Raw genomic sequence first — 21,363 nt, forward strand, 5'->3', positions numbered from 1 at the left:
TACACACGGCAGCTTCGAGACTCTCGAAAGCTGCCGTTTTGCGTTACAGTCATAGTTTTTTCAGCACCTCGAATATTTTCAATTCATTGACCGTCGCCACCACCTCGGCCGTGCTCTGCATTTTGAATTTTTTCAGGATGCTGCCGACCTGCTTTTTGATCGTTTCGTATTCGACGGTCCGCTCCTCGGATATTTGCTTGCGCGTTTTATTCTCACAGAGAAGCTTGAGCACCTGCAGCTCGCTCGGCGTCAGCTCCGATATAATTTGAATGACATAGAGCAGGCTGGTTTCCGTTTTTTTGATCCGGACGAATTCCTCGCGTATCTTCTCGGCGATCATGGGACGGATGGGGGACCGGTTATGAAAAGCCGAGCGTATGGCCTCCACAATTTCTTCCTTCTCCGCCGTTTTCAGGATGTAATCCATAATGCCGGTTTGAAACGCAGCGAAAATAATATTGTCGTCCTTATGCACCGTCAACACAATAATTTTAATATGCGGCAGCTTCTCATTAATTTGTTTGGCCGCATGAATGCCCGCTAGCGGATCCTCCATTTCGATATCCATCAGGATAATATCCGGTTGATGCATGGCGGCGTACATGACAGCTTCGTAGCCTGAGCTTGCCGACGCTACACTCTCCATATCCTCACAAGCGGCAATGATACGCTCAAGCCTTCTGCGATGAGCCTCCATATCGTCTACAATCAGTATTTTGATGTGATCCCCGTTCATGAAAGACGCCTCCCCTTTTTCTGGCTGTTGTCGGATGGGGGTATATTTTATTCCCCTGCCTTATCTCGAAATGTTTGAATAAACGGCTTCTGGCTTGGATTTATTCTAAATAACCGGCAAATAAATACGAAATGTGGTTCCTTGCCCCAGCTTGCTGTCGACACTGATCTTGCCGTCATGCCCCGCAACGATTTTGTGACAGTAAGATAGGCCGATCCCCCAGTTATGAATCGACGGCTTGGTCGAGAAGAAAGGGGAGAAGATCCTATCCAGATGCTCCTTCGGCATTCCCGGCCCATTGTCGGTTATGGAGATCATTCCCCAGCTGTCCTGCCGCCCCAGATGAATAACGATCGCTCCATCCGGTGAACCGGCTATCGATTCTAGAGCGTTTTCAATAATGTTATAAATCGCCTCGGCCATGTGCTGCTGATCGATATAAGCCGCAGGGATTTCGGCACTCGCTACAAACTTGATATCTGCCTGATGGGGACCCTGCTTGACCAGGGAGAGCGCCTCCTTGACAGGAAGATTGAGGCGGCATGGCTGCAGATTCAGCTCAATCGATTTAAGCTTGTGGGCCGCATCGCTTATACTTTCCATTGCTGCAGAGCAAGATTTGAGCATCAAATCCAGGCTGTAGGAAGTATCCTCGTTGTCCGCGTGCTTCTCCTTCAAATATTCCGCCTCGGAACGTACGGCTAGCAGATGATTTTTCAATGCATGAGTAAAGGCTCTTGCTCCCAGAGAAGCCGTATCAATGCTTTTATTGATTTGAATGTCTTGATTTTTGTGATACGTCTCTATGGAATTGTATTTAAACACAATAAGCAGCAAAAAGGCCAGCGCCGCAAATACCACATAAGGAAAAACATACAGCGTCAGCGGATAGGAGCCGATTGGCGGCTGAAGGTAATTGTAGTATCCCTGCAGGTACGTTGCTATGACCAGGTTCTTGGGAGCCCATGAAAATAGCAGGAAATGAATCAGGACAACGGGGATCAGGCTCAATATGTGATACAGCGCGTAGTTTTTCAAAAAACGGATCTTCGGATAATTCATATAATAATTGAGCAGCATCCAGAAGGCGATCAGAATAAGCGCATCCCCGGCATAACGGAAGCCGTATTCTCCGATATGAATCGCTGTGCTTAATGACAGCCCCTCCGCAGCGGCATGGTCGACGGCCAAATCCTGAAGCCATATTTGAACACCGGGATCGTAAAATACAAAGGAAATGACGGAGAACAAGGCGATAGCCGCATAAATGTTGGCGTTGGTCCGTTTTCGGGACGTACGGGTAAAGGAAACGGCAAAGCAGAGAAGCGATCCGTTGAATAAAATAATGCCGCCATTCAATAAGCGAATCAGCATGTTGGCGTTAAACTTGGTCAGTACAAGGTAGTTCCACGTGCCCGGGCTAAAGTTAAAAAACGTATGAATGATATTGTAATAATAGTTAAACTTACTTAAATACAAAGTAAAGGAAACGAATGAAATGACCCATCCGAGGATGATGCCGAACATAAATCGGGTGGACAGGCTGTTCATTTTACGATAGGTGAGAAGAATCGAACAGACGATAAACAGCAGCGTGAAATAGATCATGTTGAACGACTCCAGATGTCAGAATACGGGTGGATGATAGAGGGGGAATAAAACTTTCACCTTCTGCGACCGGCTCGGGTTCCCCTATACTATAGACAGTGACGAAAGCGTAATCATTATGATAACAAAACAAGGGATGGATGTAAATTGAAAAAACCTATATCGAGGACTTTCAAAGATGAGCGACCGCGTTCAATGGTAGGTTTTATCGCCAATAGGAAGGCTCCTTCATTACGTTCAGGTATTCATGAAGGTAAACTTTCCTATGTGGGGAAAAAAGTGATAGGTCTCGCCTTAGCGGGAACCTTATTAGTAGGCGTTGCAGCAGGCTGCGGGGATAAACCGGCCGATAATAAAGCGGCGAATAACGGAGCTTCAACCGATTCGCAAACGGTTAATCTTCGCATGACCATTCTGCCTGACGATCTGGAAACGACCAAGCTGGCCTATGAAGAATTCAAGAAGGAAAACCCGAATATTAACGTCCAATTCGAGACGATTCCCCAAGCGCAATATTATGAAAAACTGCGTCTGCAACTATCCGGCGGCGAAAAGATCGACTTGTTCGGCGGCAATATGGACGTGTTTCTGGATACGGGTATTTTGGAGCCGTTAGACGATTATATCAAGAAGAATAATGTGGATGTTTCCGGCTTCGGTCCGCTGTACGACGGGATGAAGGTAAATGACAAAATGTACGGCTTGCCTTACCGCAAATCGAATTACATGCTGTATTACAATAAAACGTTGTTCGACCAGGCGAACGTGCCTTATCCGAAGGCCGATATGACATGGGACGAATTCCGGGAATTGGCGAAGAAAATGACGAAAGGCGAGGGCGCGAACAAAATTTACGGCGCATACTTGCAGCAATGGGCGCAAACCTGGTATATGCAGGCCGTTCAGACGGGGGCCTCCATCATTGATAAGGATCTGACGCCGTTTAAAAAAGCGCTCCAATTCCGCAAGGATATGGAGAAGGACGGCTCCATCATGCCATGGTCCGAGCAGGTGACGACCTCCGCGCATTACAATTCCGCGTTCCAAAAGGGCAATGTTGCGATGAACCTCATCGGTGATTGGCACGTAGCGCAGCTTCGCCAAGCGGAAACGGATAAGAAAATCAGCTTTGACTGGGATGTTGTACCGATCCCGCATCCGCCGGGCGTAGCCGCGAATACAAGCCTGGCGACTCCGGTATCCATTATGATCAACAAGGATTCGAAGAATAAGGAAGCCGCATTCAAGCTGCTGCAATATTTGACGGGCGCCAAAGGTGCGAAGGTATTCGCATCCAAAGGCTTCCTGACCGGCTTCACGAACGATGAAATCCGCAAAGCGTATGTAGGCGACGGCAGCATGAAACCGAAGAACATTCACTACTTCGTGGAACAAAAAGAGTATCCGGAATATCCGCTGCTTCCAGGTGTGAAAAATATCGTCGTCGGCAACATCTATCTGCAGGAAGGCGAGCTGGCGCTGTCCGGCGGTCAAACCGTAGACCAAGCGATTCAAAAGATCGGCGAGCGCGTTCAGAAGGAATGGGCGGATAAATACGCCAAGGATTTCAAAGCAGGCAAAAAATAATTTAGTAGAAAAAGAAAGGTGTTCCCATTTTCTCCTTGATAAAGTGGAATCAGCATAGTTAGTGGGGAAAGATGCTTTCAGCGCGAGTTTTGGCTTATCGTCAACACCATAAAAGAAATTCCAATTGACGATAAACAAGATGTTTGAGCCGGATGAAGGCATTTTCCCCACGGACAGCTGCACTTTATCAAAGACTAATGGGAACACCAACAACAGGAGGGAGTTGGACCGCATGCAGGCATCCAGAGCGCTAACAAGAAGAAATCGGCTGGTAGGGTATGCTTTTTTGCTCCCTAATATCCTCGGCTTCCTGACGTTCATCTGCTTTCCGGTTATGGCATCATTCGTAATGAGCTTCACCGATTGGAACGGCTTCGGAGATATTACCTTCGCAGGCCTTGATAACTATAAAAGACTGATCGGCGACGAATCGTTCCGCATCTCGCTTCTGAACAGTATCGTGATGATGGTCGTATCGGTTCCGCTGACGCTGCTGCTGGCTATATTGGCTGCCGTAGCGCTGAACAAAGGCATCAAAGGGCTCAAAATATTCCGCACTGCGATATTTCTTCCCCATATTACAGCGACCATTGCCGTTGCGGTCGTATGGCAGCTGCTGTTCAACCCGACGATGGGGCCTATCAACGGAATTCTGCGAAGTGTGGGTATCGAGAATCCCCCGGGATGGCTGGCTTCCACCCAATGGGCGCTGTTCTCGGTCATTATAGTCACGATCTGGCAAAATGTCGGCTATTACATGGTGCTGTATCTTGCGGGTCTTCAAGGGATTCCGAAGGACTTGTACGAGGCGGCGGAGATCGATGGGGCGGGCAAGCTGTCACAACTCATCAAAATTACGATTCCGATGCTGTCGCCGGTCATTTTTTTCACGATTATTATGGGCATCATCAATTCGTTTAAAGTATTCGATCTGATCTTCCTGCTGACCAAGGGAGGGCCGGGGCGCTCGACGCACGTGCTCGTGTACGATATTTACTATACGGCCTTCCAAAGATATGAATACGGCTATGCATCGGCCATGGCTTACGTGATGTTCGCCATCATTGTTCTTATTACCATTATTCAATTCCGCGGCCAGAAAAAATGGGTCAACTACTAACCGACGAACGGGGATGACAAGAGAATGAACTCAGTCGCACAAACTTCCAAACAACCGCATTCCTTGAAGCTGTCCCGCTCGTCCGGAGCGTGGGTGAGTAAAGGATTACTTTATATCGTGCTGATAGCCGTCGCAGGCTCGATGATTCTGCCGTTCTTGTGGATGATATCGGCATCTTTCAAATCGGAGGCAGAGGTGTTCGGGTTTCCGATCCAGTGGATACCGAGTACGTTCTACTTCTCGAACTATTCGAAGGTATGGCAGGATCTTCCGTTTTTCACTTACTATTTGAACACGATCAAAATTGCCGTCAGCACGACGCTGCTGCAGATCATCACCTGCTCCATGGCCGCTTATGCCTTTGCTAAGGTAAGGTTCCCGGAGCGGGACAAATTGTTCTTCTTATACATCACGACGATGATGATACCGTTCCAGGTGATGATGATTCCGCAGTTTTTGCTGATGAAGCATTTCGGGCTGTTAAACTCGCATTGGGCGCTTATTTTGCTTGGAGCCTTCAGTCCGTTCGGCGTCTTCTTATTCCGGCAGTTTTATATGTCGATTCCCGAGGAGCTGTCGGAAGCGGCTCGTATCGACGGGTTGAGCGAGTTCGGTATTTTTGCCCGAATCATTATGCCTTTGACACGTCCTGCTATCGCAAGCCTTACGATCTTTACCTTCATGCATTCGTGGAACGACTTCCTCGGGCCGCTCATTTATTTGAACGACGATAAGTTATTTACACTGCAGCTCGGGATGCAGCACTTCCAGACAGAGCATGCGACGGAATACGCGCCTCTGATGGCTGCCGCCGTATGTGCCATTATTCCGACCATCATCATTTACTTTATGGCGCAGGATCATTTCGTGGAAGGCATTTCCGCCGGAGCCGTGAAAGGGTGATAGGCTGTGATGAGTGACGCGCAAAAGAGAAACAGGCCGAATATCGTCTACATTTTCGCCGATCAATGGCGCAGGCAGGCTGCCGGCTTTCGGCAGGAGGACGTGGTGTGGACGCCGAATATCGATGCTTTCGCCAAAGACAGTCTGGTCTTCGATCATGCCGTTAGCTGTACGCCTCTGTGCTCGCCGCATCGGGCGGCTTTAATGACGGGAACGTACCCGCAGACGAACGGGGTGTATACGAACTGCAAGCTTGGCGCCGATATTGCGCTTCGTGAGGATGCGATAGGAATCGGAGATGTTCTCAAGCATGGCGGGTACCGTACCGGTTATATCGGTAAGTGGCATCTGGACCTGCCGGAGCAAAATGTGACAGAGCATCCTGTCTCCGGCGCTGCTGGCTGGGATGCTTACACACCTCCGGGTCCCAAAAGACACGGCTTCGATTACTGGTATTCCTATGGAACTTATGACGAGCATTTGACGCCCCATTATTGGAAGGACACGCCGGAGATGATTCAGGTCAACCAATGGTCCGTCGAGCACGAAACCGATATGGCGATAAGCTATTTGCGTGGGCAAAGCGGTCAAAAATCTCCATTCGCATTGTTCTTGTCGTGGAATCCTCCGCATAGTCCTTTTGATCAAGTGCCGGAAAAGTATAAAGAGCGGTATAAGGACGTTCCGTTGAAGTGGCGTCCCAATGTGAAAGCAGAGGGGCTAGCCGCCCATACAGGTGAGCCCATCGAGGACGGGATGGACAATCTGGAGCGGTATATGAGGGATTACTGTGCGGCCGTTACGGGAATCGACGAACAGTTCGGAAGGATCGTGCGCGAGTTAAAGGAGCTTGGTCTGGAGCAAAATACATTGATCGTGCTGTCTTCGGATCACGGCGAGCTGATGGGAGCACACGGATTAATGGCCAAGCATTCGTGGCATGAGGAATCGATCGGCATTCCCTGCCTTATGAAATGGCCGGAGAAGATACAAGCAGGAAGAACGGATTTGCTGTTCAATAGCGTAGATATTATGCCGACGCTGCTGGGGCTTGCGGGACTGGAGGTTCCATCGACGGTAGAAGGCTGTGACTATTCTCGCGCCGTGCTCGGACTGGAGCCCGCTCCGAACAATCCCGCTTTCCTGTGTGCCTTTCCAGGCCGCAAGGATGTGATGGAGCAGTTCGCCGCCCAGGGGCTGGATAATAAACGATACGGGTGGAGAGCGGTACGGACCCTGCAATACACATATGTCGTGCATCGGGGGTACTCCGCGGTAGATCCGAATTTTTGCTTGAGGCTGCTGTATGATCTGAAGGAGGACCCTTATCAGCTGAACCCGCTGCCATTGCAAAAAGCATCCCAGCACCCTGTGGCACAGCAGTTGAACGCGGAGCTTCAAGCCTGGCTCCTAAGGATGGACGATCCTTTTGAATTATAGCTGTTCAAGTAAGTGTGGCTGCGAGGCAGAAGCCAGCAGAAATAACCTGATCACGTCTTCGGGCGTGCAGGTTATTTTCCCTATACATACTTATTTTTTGAAAGGATTTGATAGCGCATACATAATTGGATGCTTCAAACTCATAATGAAGGAGGGTAAAGCATGTTGAAGCAATGGAAGGGCGTTACATCTTCTGTATCCAGATTGTTGGTTTTCACTCTTATCATCTCGACCTTTTCTGTTTGGGCAGGGTACACGGAGGTGAAGGCAGCAGGTATCGTTTACGTCAAAGCCACTTTTGATACGTATCCTGCAACGCCATCTACGTCAGGACCGACAGCGGAAACCGGAGGCAACTGGGGACTGTACAATGCAAATGTCACAACAGGCGATTATGCGGTAGGGGAGATAGTTTACACCCGTGCAGATCGAAGCTTGAGACTTGTTGCAACAACCCCCGGGAAGGTCGTCAATACGGCAAGAACACTTTCTACTCCCATAGGCGGAAAGGTTGTTCTGGAGTCAGGCGCTATGTTTTCCGACACAGCACACCCACGAAGTGTGTTTGAGCTGAGAAGCTCCAGCGGTATTTATGTTACGCCTCTAAGTGTGGATACGGCTGGGAAAATGAAGGCCTACACCAAGGATATCGGCACCTATAAGGCTGATACGTGGTATAAGCTGCGGGCATTTGTAGACAATACAAACCGTTTGATGGATGTGTTCCTGAATGATCAGCCCGTACTTCTTGGCACGGCTCTTCCCGCGCAGTGGGACAAAATTTCATCTATTAAATTTTCCCAGACGGGTGCTGACGGCTCTGCAGGGAGTATGGTGATTGATGATGTGAAGATATCCGAGTTTGTTCCGGTAACCGCCATCGCGCTCCCGGCCAGTATGTCTATTGCCTCGGGAAGCTCGATTTCCGCCGCTGCCTCTCTGGTTTGGACACCGGCTGATCCGTCCGACCAGCGGATTCAATGGTCCTCAAGCAATCCGGCGGTGGCGACGGTGGATGACCGGGGAATTGTAAGCGGTGTCAGTAATGGGACTTCGGTGATAACGGCTCGCGCTTTAGATGGGAACCAGACTGCTTCGGCGGAGGTGTCGGTGATGACATATGTCCCGGTACAAAATGTCTTGCTTCCTCCAACGGCTCAAGCAGCTGTGGGCTCCAAGCTCCCGCTTCAGGCGGTGATCGAGCCGGCTGATGCCAGCGATCCGCGTCTGGAGTGGTCCAGCGACAAGCCTGAGGTTGCAACCGTAGATGCATCCGGTGTCGTGACCGGAGTATCGACGGGTCAGGCTGTCATTACCGCCAGAGCGGTAGACGGAGGGAAGACGGCCTCTACCCTTGTAACGGTAAGTATCGCTTCCGTTCCCGTGCAGTCCATAGCGCTGCCGTCGAACATTGCCATGGATGTTCAGGATGAAATCACTTTAAGGCCGCGTTTTACGCCGTCCGATGCGACGAATCTGAATGTGACCTGGTCGTCGAGCCAACCGGATGTTGCATCTGTGGATGGAGCAGGCAGGATTCAATCCTGGAAGCCTGGAACAGCAACCGTTACCGTCACTTCCCAGGATGGCGGTAAGACGGCAGCCTCGTTCATTACTGTTCAGCAGCGTGACCCGAACGAAGGTGACGAGTATGACCGGATGAGGCTCAAATGGAAGAAGTCGCTCGATGGAGGAGCTTCTTTCGATAGGAATGATCCCGATATCGCCGCTATTATCAATTCGACCAATAGCAATGCGTCCCAATATTGGAGGACGCTCCATACGAACTCGGACCGTGCCTTGTTATGGGATGACATTCCTCCCTCGGCAGATACATCCGATTTTGTGACCAGCAACTATGCCCGATTAAAGACGATGGCGCTTGCGTATTCCATGAAGGGCGGAGCGCTGTATCATCATTACGGTCTGAGAGACGATATTATAGAAGCGATGGAATTTCTATACCGGGATCAATATAACGAAGCCGGGAATCCGTATGGAAACTGGTGGAATTGGCAAATTGGCGTTCCGCTTAAGCTGGCGGATCTTATGGTGCTGCTTTACGATGATTTGACGAAGGATCAAATTGAGCGGTATGTCCGAACGATGGACCATTATATCGGCGATATTTCTCTCCCGACCTTTACGCAGACCGGCGCCAACCGGACGGATATTTTAACGGCGGAATTGCTTATGGGCGTCGTTCAAAAAGATCCGGTCCGTCTAGGAAACGTCCGGGAGCAAATGAGCCCCTTGTTCCCGTATGTAACCGCGGGAGACGGGTTTTACGAGGATGGTTCGTTCGTCCAGCACTCTACCGTTGCTTATACGGGAAGCTACGGTGAAGTGTTAATCCGTGGAGCAGGCAATTTGCTGTTTATGCTGCAGGGGACAACTTGGAGCGTAAAGGACCCGCAAGTGTCCAACGTGTACCGATGGGTTAAGGATGCCTTTGCCCCCGTCATTTATAACGGGCAAGTCATGGATATGGTACGAGGCCGTGCTATCGCCAGAGAGAACAATACTGGCAACACGGCAGCCGGAGGCATTATCGGCGCGATGGCCCGCTTGGCCCAATTCGCGCCGCAGCAGGATGCAGAGACCATTAAGAGCTTGATTAAGCACTACTTGCTGGCCAATCCGACTTACAACTATTACAAGCAAATCACGGATATTGAGACAATGCAGACGGTGAAGCAGTGGATGGCCGATCCTTCTATTGCCGCCCAAGGCGATGCTCCTGCGCATTTTGAATTGAATGCCATGGGGCGGTCCGTCCATCGGGGTCAAGATTACGCATTCGGGGTCAGCAAAAGCTCCAAACGTATTCAAACCTATGAGCTGACCAATGGAGAGAACGGCAAGGGGTGGTACACCGGCGACGGAATGACGTATTTGTATAACGGGGATTCCAGCCAGTATATGGGTGATTTCTGGCCTACCGTCAATTGGTACCGGCTTCCCGGGACTACGGTAGATACGAGGGAACGAACGGTGCCTCATTATCAATATGGGGATGGCGAGGGTACGCCAGCTAATGCTTGGGCAGGTGGAGTGACTCTCGGCGAATATGGGTCATCGGGGATGAACCTGCGCCAGATTGGGACCTCGCTTACGGCGAATAAATCCTGGTTTATGTTCGATAAAGAGATTGTCGCCCTTGGCTCAGGAATCAACAGCAGTGATAATCGTCCCATTGAAACAACGGTTGAGCAGCGGAAGCTGAATGGGGCGGGAGATAATGGGTTTATTGTGGACGGTGACCGGATGCCTTCTGCTTTGGGCTGGTCCGCAGTCAAAGATGGTGTGCATTGGGCGCATTTGTCAGGTAATGTTCCAGGATCGGACATCGGGTACGTGTTCCCGGAGACCGCAAACCTTAACATGCTGAGAGAGCAGCGTACAGGGACATGGAAGGACATTAACGATAACCCGTCGATTTCAACTGATCCGAGAACGAACCGTTTTATGACGATGTGGCTGAATCATGGAAGCAATCCGTACAACGAGACGTACAGCTATATCCTGCTTCCGAACCGTTCGGCCGCGGAGACAGGAGCATACTCGGCTAACCCAAGCGTTACTATACTGGAGAACTCCCCGGATGCTCAGGCGGTGTATGAGAAGAGTCTCCAGATCACGGGGGTTCATTTTTGGAAGGACGCATTGAAAAAGGTTGATTTCATAACGAGCAGCAGACAGGCATCGGTTATGGTTCGCGAGCTGGCAGGCTCTAATAGGCTGGAGCTGGCCGTATCCGACCCGACACTGGAAAACACGGGTGCTATAGAGCTGGAGCTGGACCGGTCGGCTGCGGGAGTGCTGTCCTCGGATCCCCAGGTGTTCGTTACCCAACTCGCACCTACCATCAAATTGACGGTCAATACCGGAGGCACCTTAGGGAAGTCGCTGAACGTGGTGTTCGATACGGACCCGCTCAAGCCGCGACCGGATCCGGAAGCGCCTATCCAGGAACCGGTTAATCTTCCGGCTCCGCTGCCGGATAGCGAACCGATAACCCATGTGTATGATGTCTTCGACGATCAAATCCAGGGAAATCAACCGTTGGAATGGATCATATCCGCGGACAGAAATACATCTGCTGCTTTAGTACCCTTGTCCAATACGGACGGGCTGGCCCTGCGCTTGATAGACAGGAACGGCACAGGCACAGTGACGGCTAAGCGGCCGTTTCTGATGCAAAAGGGTAAGGTGGACATAGAATGGAGCTTTGCTTCAACATCGGCTGGAGCCACTCAAACCTTCGAGCTGATGGACGGCGGAACGCCGGTCATTACACTAAAAGCCGGTGATAAGCTGAGCCGTATCGATGCCAGCGGAGCGAGCATTCCCCTGGCCGATGTTCCGGTAAATCAGTGGAGCATACTGAAGCTGCGTATTGATCCGGCTGCCAACACATATGATCTGTACTTAAACGGGAAGCTGGGAGCATGGAGAGCGGAATTCAGCCGGCCTGGCAGCGGGATCGACTCCCTGCAAATTCAAACCGGCGTGCAGGATGCTTCATCCGTTCTATATATCGATAATGTCATCATCTATAAATTCGGTGCCGTATCGCTCGTCAACGAAACGTTCAATGATGCTGTGACCGGCACGAAACCTGCGGGATGGACGATAGCCGATAAGGCGGCAACGGCGGAGGTATCCGTTCAAGCAATGCCGTCCGCTGTGAATAAAAGCTTGCTGCTTAACGATAACGATGCCAAGTTCTTGGATTCCGCGTTAAAAACATTTGCGCCGCAGTCCGGGAAACTGGGGGTAGAGTGGCGCTTTTACGAGAAAAATACGGGCAAATTCTCTGCCTTTGAGCTGATGAGCGGCAGTACCTCAATAGCCAAGCTTAGCTCGAATGGAACCTTGAAGCTGACCGGTCCCGGGAGTGTGACGACCGATTTGGTCAAGGTGCCCGTATTAAATTGGCATACTGTAAAGCTGGATGTCGATGTCAGCAGGCAGCTGTTTCAGGTGTATTTGGATGGGCGGCAGGCGGCCGTGGATGCGCCATTCTGGAATCAAGGCGGCCCTATTGACGGCATCCGGTTCAGCACCAGCTACGGGGCAGTCGACGCGCCGGTTTATATCGATGACGTTAAAGTATATACGTTCGTTCCCATGGCGGAGCGGGTAACGGTGACACCGGAGACAATGTCTTTAAAAATGGGTGAAACGGCTTCGCTGTTTGCGTCGGTTGCTCCGACCGGTGCCGTAAACGGCGCTCTGGTCTATGAAACATTGAATGCGCAATCCGTAACGATTGACGTCTATGGACATGTAACTGCAATAGCACCCGGAGCGGCGACCATTACGGTGCGAACAGCCGACGGAACAGAACGAGCGTTCAGCGAGGTGACTGTCGCCGCTGAGCCCGGCGGAGGCGGAAGCGACGGAGGCACCGGTGGAGTCGGAAGCGGCGGAGGCACCGGCGGAAGCGGAAGCGGCGGAGGCACCGGCGGAGGCGGAAGTGACGGAGGCACGGGCGGAGGCGGAAGCGGCGGAGGCAGCGGTGGAAGCGGAAGCGACGGGGGCACCGGCGGAAGCGGAAGTGACGGAGGCGCGGGCGGAAGCGGAAGCGGCGGAGGCAGCGGTGCAGGTGGAAGTGGCGGAGGTACGGGCGGAAGCGGAAGTGGCGGAGGCACGGGCGGAAGCGGAAGCGGCGGAGGCAGCGGTGGAAGCGACGGAGGCAGCGCTGGAGGCACCGGTGGAAGCGGCGCAAGCACGACACCGAGTGCGGCAATGGAAGCGCTGGACCGCCTGATGCGGACGGGCGGAACCGACAGTCAGTTAATGCAGGCAGCAGATGCGATACTGCAAGACGCATTTACTTTCGAGCTTCCGGCTGTAAGAACCTCAGACCGATTGGCAGCGACACTATCGGCTGAAGAGCTTGAGGCTAAGCTTCGAGCAGCGGATACATTGCGAGATGCCGTACTCCAGCGCTTGTCATCGAAAAGTCTATCGGTCGCTTCCCCAATAGTGACCCTTCGTGTACAATCGGCAGCGGATGACTTGCCTGTCGCACTCAGCGTACCGGCATCCCTTTTTGTATCGCCAGACCGCACAGTACTTACACAAATGAATGGTGTTGCGATTCATTGGGCACCTGATGCCCTGCCGCTAATAGATGCTGATATGCTGCAGCTTGAAGTGATCAAAGATTCACAAGGTTCTTATCCCAAGTTCAGCTTGAAGCTGCAAGCAATACCAAAGGGAGGAGAGGCACAACCGGTACGCCAATTTTTAAAGCCTTTGGCTATTCAACTTCCTTATAAAGCTGACCCGAACGTAGATACGGATTTGCTTACCGTTTTTTATATGGACGATGCAGGACGGAAGGAAAATAAAGCGGGAAGATACGATGCAATAACCAGCAGCATGCACTTCTCAACGAATCATTTCAGCACGTATGCGATAATGCCGAATCCAGTTACTTTTCAAGACGTTCCCGCCTCCCATTGGGCATCGAAGGCTGTTTCTACCCTAGCGGCCAAAGGGATATTAGAAGGAAGCGGTATGTCCCGATTCCATCCTGATGACCCTATGACTAGGGCAGAATTCGTCAAGCTGCTGGCAAGCCTGGTAAAGGGCGGCTCAACCAAGCCCGAGAGCAATGATTATTCACTGCCCTTCAAGGATGTGGATGCGGACGCTTGGGAATACGGATGGGTTCAGTTGGCCTACAAAGCAGGATGGATAGAAGGAGTAAGTGCGGACCGGTTTGCACCGGCGATGATGATGCATCGTCAAGATGCGGCTGTTTTGATAGTCAAAGCTCTGTATCCTGGAGAAAGGCCGGCCGCTTCATCCCTTAACCGGCTGAACGACTTTGAGGATGGGGCAACAGTATCCCACTATGCAAGGGAAGCAATGGCCGTCTTGCTGCAGCATCATTTACTGGCAGGGGATGATCAACTGCGCTTGAATCCGGCAGGGCAGCTGACCCGAGCTGAAGCGGCGGAGCTCATGTACCGTCTGTTTATCAACCAATAGAAATCATCGAAACCGAGACTTTTATCAAAAGGACTTTTAATGAAGAACAATGTTCTCAAGTTGATTTAATGCCGACTAGACCGTTCTTTACTACAAAGCACTTTAAGCGGCCTTATCATCCTAAAATGAAAACAAGCAGCGGAACCTGTGATCAGGCTCTGCTGCTTGTTTGCTATTAAACATGTTGAATTTTAATCAAATTGGTCGAGCCGGATTGCCCTACAGGCACTCCCGCGGATACGACAACAAGGTCGCCGGATTCAATGAGACCAGTCTGTAAGCCGGCCTGCAGTGCCGATTCGAACATGGCGTCGGTCGATTCCACTTTAGGTCCCAGAACCGGGGTTACTCCCCAGCACAGCGTAAGTCTGCGCTGCACCCAGTCATTCGCCGTTACAGCGATAATAGGCGATTTAGGACGGTACTTGGATACCATTCTTGCGCTAAAGCCGCTTTCTGTCGGGGTAAGGATGGCTTTGGCGTTCAAGTCGAGCGACGAGCCTACGGCAGCCCGGCTGATGACTTCCGTAATATTCGTTTTGCGGAGCTCCGACTTGCCCCCCAGCATCTCTTCATACGGCAGCACTTCCTCGATATTCGCGGCGATGGCAGCCATGGTGCGCACGGATTCGACCGGGTACTTGCCTGCGGCGGTTTCACCGGACAGCATCAAGACGTCGGTTCCATCATATACGGCGTTGGCTACGTCGCTTGCTTCTGCGCGCGTAGGACGAGGGTTCGATTGCATCGAATCGAGCATATGCGTTGCGGTAATAACCGTTTTGCCGACCGCGTTGCTTTTTTGAATCATTTGCTTTTGAATGATCGGCACGTCTTCGACCGGAATTTCTACCCCGAGGTCACCCCGAGCGACCATAAGCCCGTCGGATGCTTCCAGAATTTCGTCCAGATTGATGACGCCTTCCTCATTTTCGATTTTCGAGATGATTTGAATGTGGGTAGCCTTCTTTTCCTCGAGAATACGCCGGATTTCCATGATGTCGCTTGCTTTGCGAACGAAGGAAGCGGCGATAAAGTCGACATTTTGCTCGACTGCGAATTGAATGTGCTGGACGTCTCTTTCCGTTACGCCTGGCAGCGAGGTACGCACACCCGGCAAGTTGACGCCCTTGCGCGACTTGACTACACCGCCGTTCAAAATACGGCATTCAATCTCCGTGCCCTGGATCGACTCAACCTTCAGCTCGATCAAGCCGTCATCGATCAAGATGCGCGAGCCTACCGTCACATCCTGCGTCAGCTGCGGGTAGGACACGGAAATGCGTTTGGCCGTTCCTTTGACTTGTTCGGTCGTCAATGTGATCGTATCGTCTGTACGCAGCTCGTAAGAGGGCTCCTCCAACAGGCCGGTACGAATTTCGGGTCCTTTAATATCGATAAGAATGGAGACCGTCGCCCCCAGCTCTTCAGCCGCCTGGCGAACTCTTGCGATTCTTCCGGCATGATCGGACAGCTCTCCATGAGCCATATTAATACGGGCGCCGTTCATCCCGGAACGGATCAATTCCTTCAGCGTTTCTACGGAGTCACAGGCAGGTCCCATCGTGCATAATATTTTTGTTTTGCGTGTCATCGTTTGTTCCACTCCTCTGTATTGATGCTGTTGAACCTCATTGTAGGGAAATTTGTCGAATAATACTATGAAATATAGTACGCTAAATGTATAATAGTATGATAATATTTGAGTGAGTTTTGCATAATAAACAGCCATGCAGCCTATGAGGGGAAAGGAGTCGTCGCATGATTTACGTCCAAACGGTTCGTCAGGATACGGGGGTCCATTGGTTTGAGGAGCATGAGGAAGGAGCTCCGTATGATGTCCTGGTTCTCGTAAGCTACGGCAAATGCCTGTATTGGGTTAACCACGAAAAGGTGATGCTGGAAAAGGGGGATTTGCTGCTAATCCCGACCGGGGTTCCTTTTTACGGAAAAAGTATCCCTACAGTAACCCACGAGAAGTACGTCGTATCGTTCCTGAAGGACGGCTCGTCCCCCTTGCTGCCGCTGCTAACAGCCAATGAATTTTGCAAATGGAAGACCGGGAAATATGAGCTGCTGTACCAGCGATTCCGGATGATGAACGAGGAGTGGAAGGAACGGCTTCCTTACCGTGAGGCAATGTGCCAGTCCCTGGCTCTGGAAATTTTAACCCACTGGAACCGGGAGCTGGATGAGGGAAAGCCGTCGTCGGCCAAAGAGCAGCATGTCGAGCGGATGAAATCGTATATTCAGAACCATTACCGGGAGAAGGTGACGAAGGAGGATTTGGGGGAGGTCATCGACAAGAGCCCCAATTACGCCGCCGCGCTGTTCAGCGGAGTCACCGGCCAGACCATCGGCGAATACGTTCATGGCCTGCGGATGAAAACCGCGATTTACCTGCTGACCCACTCGCAGCGAACTATCGGTGATATTTCGGACTATTTGGGCTACTGTGATCCGTCCTATTTTCACCGGGTGTTCAAACGGGAAACCGGAACATCTCCTGCCGCATATACGAAGGAAAGAGAGACGCCCCCTCAGTAACTCCGGCTGTACAATAGTGTATTTCCCCTATTCAATGAAAAAAAAGCCCTATAGGTTCATAGGAAAAATGTGGTTAATCTGTAGGTGCAGCCTGCTTATTCAGGAAAGCGGCTCACTGCGGCTGCAGCGGAACAATGAGCGAGATGAAAGGAGGCCAATTTTGTAAGCGTTATCATGAGGGCTATTCGTTCGAAGCCACGACTATTTTCCGTAGGGAGGTAACTTTATTGAACGTGAGAAAGCTGCTGTGCTCGTCCTTGCTGTCTGCTGCAATACTGGCTTCATCCTTTCCGGCTTATGCCGCTGATCCGCCTGGGGCAAGCCAAGGCATACCGGCATTCCCCGGTGCGGAAGGCGGGGGGATGTATACTACAGGCGGACGCGGGGGAACGGTGTATGAGGTCACGAACCTGAATGACTCCGGTCCCGGCTCGTTGCGCGATGCGGTAAGTCAGAGCAACCGGACCATCGTGTTCCGCGTGTCCGGCAATATTCAGCTCCAGTCATCGCTTACTATCACCGGCTCGAATCTGACGATAGCCGGACAGACGGCCCCCGGCGACGGGATCAGCATTAATAATTATTCTGTCTATGTGAAGGCAGACAATATAATCATGAGGTATTTGCGTTTCCGGATGGGAGACGAGTCTCCGGCGGAAGGCGATTCGATGTCGATTGACGGTCGCAAGAACATTATTATCGACCACTGTTCCTTCGAATGGGCGATAGATGAGGTGCTGTCACCTCAGACCACGGATAACCTGACGGTGCAGTGGTCCATTATCGGGGAAGCCTTGCATATGTCCAAGCATGAAAAAGGACGCCACGGCTTCGGCGGCTTGTGGGGCGCCGGCAACACGTCCTATCATCACAATTTGCTGGTGCATAACAGCAGCCGCAACCCCCGTTTTAAAGGCAGAACGGAAGAAGACAAGCGAAGTCTCGATTACCGTAACAACGTTGTCTACAACTGGAACTATAAGACGGCATACGGCGGCGGCAGCGCGAATGTGAACATGATCAACAACTATAATAAATACGGACCGGATACGCTTCTTACCAAAAGAGACCTGGTGCTCGATGAGCTCGGCTTGAACGGGCAATGGTACATTGACGGCAACTATATCGACGGATCGCCGGAAGTAACGGCGGATAACTGGCTGGGGGTTCAGGAGTTTACTCCTACCAATACAAGGCTGTATTCGCCGGTTCCGGCTTATCCGGTAACGACCCATACGCCGGAGGAAGCGTATAAGCTGGTGCTCGAGCAAGCAGGGGCTATTCTGCCTAAACGCGATTCCGTCGACGCCCGGATCATCCATGACGTTATTAACCGTACTGGCAGACAAATCAACTCGCCCGCCGAGGTAGGAGGATGGCCTGTCTTGAACAGTGCTCCTGCTCCTGAAGACTCGGATCATGACGGGATGCCGGACGAGTGGGAGCTGGCTCACGGGCTCAATCCGAACGATCCGGAGGACCGCAACGGCCAAATGAACGGCGACGGATACACAAATTTGGAAAATTATTTGAATTCGATCGTCGGCAGCGGCTCCCTCAACCCGGTTATTCAGATTACAACCCCATCGGTCAATACGATTACAGACAAGGGCACAACGATCACCATCAACGCGGAAGCGTTGGATCCTGATGGTACGATTAGCAAAGTGGAGTTTTATCGCAATAATGTCAAGCTGGGTGAGGATGATACGGCTCCGTATCAGTTCATTTGGCCGGATGTACCGGAAGGAACGTATTTTCTTGTGGCCAAAGCGATAGATAATTCGGGAACCTCGACGGATTCCGATGCAATTCCTGTCCATATTAATCAGTCTGGTGATATTGCGCCATGGACTGCTGTAGATATCGGAACTCCAGGACTGCCGGGGCACTCGAATCTGAATGACGGTGTCTTTACGGTCAAGAGCTCCGGGAATATATCGGTAAATCCGGAATCCTTCCAGTTCGCCTATCAAAAGCTCGTCGGCGACGGGCAATTGGTAGCTCGTATCGATAAAATTACCCATACCACCCCGTTGGCAAAAGCCGGCGTCATGATCCGTGAAAAGCTGATACCGGGATCCCGTATGGCACTCATGGGCTTGGCGGTTCGAGGGGATGGACACGTAGCGGAGTTTTACAGCAGAGATACCGAGGGAGCTTCTGTAGCGGAAACCCCGCCTTTGCCTTCGATCAATCCGCCGTATTATGTGAAGATTGTCAAGTTCGGCGGCACGGTCACAGGCTATATTTCACAAGAAGGAACGAACTGGATGACCATTGGATCGATGCCGCTGGACGCGAATGAAGTGTACATTGGCTTGATGGCGGATGCGGCCAAAGAAAATAACCTGATTGAAAACTATAACAAATCGCTCTTTTCGCAGGTCCAATTGGAACAGATCGCTCCAGTCCCTTACCGTCCGACAGGGGTCACGGTATCCCGCAGCGCGTCGGATCTGCTGGTATCCTGGTCGGCGGCCGAACGGGCGACCGGTTATCAGGTGAAACGCAGCTTGACGCCGGGAGGTCCTTACACGACGATAGCAACTGTCTCGTCACTTGAATACCTGGATAAGCAGGTCGAGCCGGGGGTGAACTATTTCTACGTCATTAAAGCGGTGAATGGTTCCGGAGAAAGTCTGGAATATTCTGAGGAACGCAACGGAGCGCTGCTCGGTACTCCGGCTGAGGTGGTCCTTATTCATGATGATTTTGAAGGCATGAATGCCGGAGGGCAGCCGGCAGGCTACGATAGCCGACCGATTCCGGGAACCGATCAGAATCATATCCTGGTGGATGAAGTTCCAGCATCTCCAGCAGGGAATAGCTCCCAAAAGCTGCTGAACTTGTACGACGACAGCACAAGCCAGACAAGGGCGTCCAAAGCGTTTCCGGCGCAGACGGGAACCGTCATTGCCGAAGTGGATGTCATGCAAACGGCCGGCGCAGACTACCCGAGGGTGTTGAGACTGCTGGATACCGCGTTCGGCAAGCAGTACGTCGAGATTTTCTCCGGCTACGGAGCCGGATGCCCGACGGCCTACTGCTTCTATTACCGGAACAACGATACAAGCAACGGCAAGGCGGTTCCACTGCCGGCCAACAATGAATTTAAGCCCAACACCTGGTATCATGTGAAGGTGGTAGCGGATATCCAGACTCAAATGGCGGAAGTGTTTATTAATGGGACTTCAGCAGGTACCATTCCATTCCATAAGGATAAAGGATGGCCTGATGCTGCAAAGCTAAGCGCCATTGATTTCTTGTCCTCCGCCAAAGATAAAGTAAATGAATATATCGATAATGTTCGTATCGGGGTTCCTTCCACGGGGGCGCCCGCCGGGGTAACGGCTGCGGTATACGGCAATTCAGCCCAAATCAGCTGGTCGGCTTTGCCAGGAGCGACTTCCTATAATCTGTACCGAAGCGAAGGAGACGGCCGGTTCCGCTGGCTGGCTTCGACACAAACTGATCTAAGTTACACAGATCAAGGATTAGCCTATGATAAAACGTATACTTACGCTGTGGCAGCAGTGAATAATACGATTGAAGGAGATTATTCCACGGCGGTATCGGTCACGCCAGTCGGTCCTCTTGTCCTGCATGTGGACCAACAGAGCGGCTCGCTTACGAAGTCCTCTTATACCATTACAGGCAGCATTAACCGTATGGCGACCGTCAAGGTGAACGGAAATGCGGTGCAGGTTGGAGCGGATTTGAAATTCTCCAGTACGCTGAATCTGAGCCAGGGAAGCAATACGATCAAGATAGAGGCTGCAGACGCGGCGGGCGTCCATGCCGAGCCGGTGGTTCTTACCTTGTTTGTCGATTCAGTAGCGCCGGTCATAAGCTTGAATCAGCACAACGGGTCCGTTACCGCTGCGGTGTATACGATCTCCGGAACGATCAGCGAGCCGGGGAAAGTGTATATTAACGGCAAGGAGACCGCAGTCGATGCACGGCTTGGTTTCACGCAGCAGGTCAATCTGGTCAAAGGGCCAAACGAATTTATGGTTACGGCTGTCGATGCATTAGGCAATAAAGCGGAACCTATAACGCTCATCATTACGTACGATACTGTGAAGCCTGTCGTCATCATTAGTAATCCTCATGGCGGTCCGGGTAACGGGAAGGATGATCAGCTCGAGGCAGGAAATTACACGCTGACAGGGAAAATCAGCGAGCCGGGGAGCGTGACGGCAAACGGTATAGCCGCACAAGTAAACGCAGATTTGAGCTACTCCGTCGTTGTGCCGCTTAAGCAAGGAAGAAACCGAATCATTGTTGAAGGCATTGACCTGGCCGGCAACCGTTCCGATCCGGTTGTATGGGAGGTTGTCGCCACCAAGCGCGGAGCTTCCAACGGACAGGGACCCAAAGAATAAGGATGGGGCGGCTGACGAGTGCAGCC

At 51.6% G+C, this 21,363-nt stretch carries 10 protein-coding genes; 7 read left to right on the forward strand and 3 right to left on the reverse strand.

Annotated elements, in window-relative coordinates; all coding sequences use genetic code 11:
• Positions 1-49: 49 nt before the first annotated feature.
• Both B1728_RS09230 and B1728_RS09235 read right to left on the reverse strand, forming a co-directional pair.
• Complete coding sequence (locus B1728_RS09230) at positions 50-736, reverse strand: response regulator transcription factor (protein ID WP_079909909.1); 687 nt, start codon at positions 734-736, stop codon at positions 50-52.
• 105 nt (positions 737-841) lie between these two features.
• Positions 842-2,344, reverse strand: a complete 1,503-nt coding sequence (locus B1728_RS09235; protein ID WP_079909910.1) for an ATP-binding protein — start codon at positions 2,342-2,344, stop codon at positions 842-844.
• Positions 2,345-2,611: 267 nt separating this feature from the next.
• On the opposite strand from B1728_RS09235, the gene B1728_RS09240 reads away from it, so the two are divergent.
• From B1728_RS09240 to B1728_RS35740, 5 genes are all read left to right on the forward strand, one after another.
• Complete coding sequence (locus B1728_RS09240; protein WP_256865299.1) at positions 2,612-3,931, forward strand: ABC transporter substrate-binding protein; 1,320 nt, start codon at positions 2,612-2,614, stop codon at positions 3,929-3,931.
• Positions 3,932-4,163: 232 nt separating this feature from the next.
• The gene (locus B1728_RS09245) at positions 4,164-5,051 is read left to right on the forward strand and encodes a carbohydrate ABC transporter permease (RefSeq protein ID WP_079909912.1); all 888 of its coding nucleotides are present in this window, start codon (positions 4,164-4,166) and stop codon (positions 5,049-5,051) included.
• 24 nt (positions 5,052-5,075) lie between these two features.
• Entirely contained in the window at positions 5,076-5,954 is an 879-nt protein-coding gene (locus tag B1728_RS09250) for a carbohydrate ABC transporter permease (RefSeq protein WP_079909913.1), read from the forward strand.
• A 9-nt stretch (positions 5,955-5,963) separates the two neighbouring features.
• Positions 5,964-7,394 (forward strand): sulfatase family protein, encoded by a 1,431-nt coding sequence (locus B1728_RS09255; protein ID WP_079909914.1) that lies wholly within the window; start codon positions 5,964-5,966, stop codon positions 7,392-7,394.
• Positions 7,395-7,556: 162 nt separating this feature from the next.
• Entirely contained in the window at positions 7,557-14,402 is a 6,846-nt protein-coding gene (locus tag B1728_RS35740; protein ID WP_144027815.1) for a polysaccharide lyase family 8 super-sandwich domain-containing protein, read from the forward strand.
• A 175-nt stretch (positions 14,403-14,577) separates the two neighbouring features.
• Here the strand turns inward: B1728_RS35740 and pyk are convergent, their stop codons facing one another.
• Complete coding sequence (gene pyk, locus B1728_RS09295) at positions 14,578-15,996, reverse strand: pyruvate kinase (protein ID WP_079909915.1); 1,419 nt, start codon at positions 15,994-15,996, stop codon at positions 14,578-14,580.
• Between the two features lie 167 nt (positions 15,997-16,163).
• Here pyk and B1728_RS09300 point away from each other — a divergent pair, with 167 nt between their 5' ends.
• Positions 16,164-16,949 (forward strand): AraC family transcriptional regulator, encoded by a 786-nt coding sequence (locus B1728_RS09300; protein WP_079909916.1) that lies wholly within the window; start codon positions 16,164-16,166, stop codon positions 16,947-16,949.
• Positions 16,950-17,182: 233 nt separating this feature from the next.
• The gene (locus B1728_RS35745; protein WP_256865321.1) at positions 17,183-21,337 is read left to right on the forward strand and encodes an Ig-like domain-containing protein; all 4,155 of its coding nucleotides are present in this window, start codon (positions 17,183-17,185) and stop codon (positions 21,335-21,337) included.
• Positions 21,338-21,363 lie beyond the last annotated feature (26 nt).

Source organism: Paenibacillus sp. 32352, from assembly GCF_002042965.1.
In the GTDB taxonomy this organism is placed as follows: Bacteria; Bacillota; Bacilli; order Paenibacillales; family NBRC-103111; genus Paenibacillus_S; species Paenibacillus_S vulneris.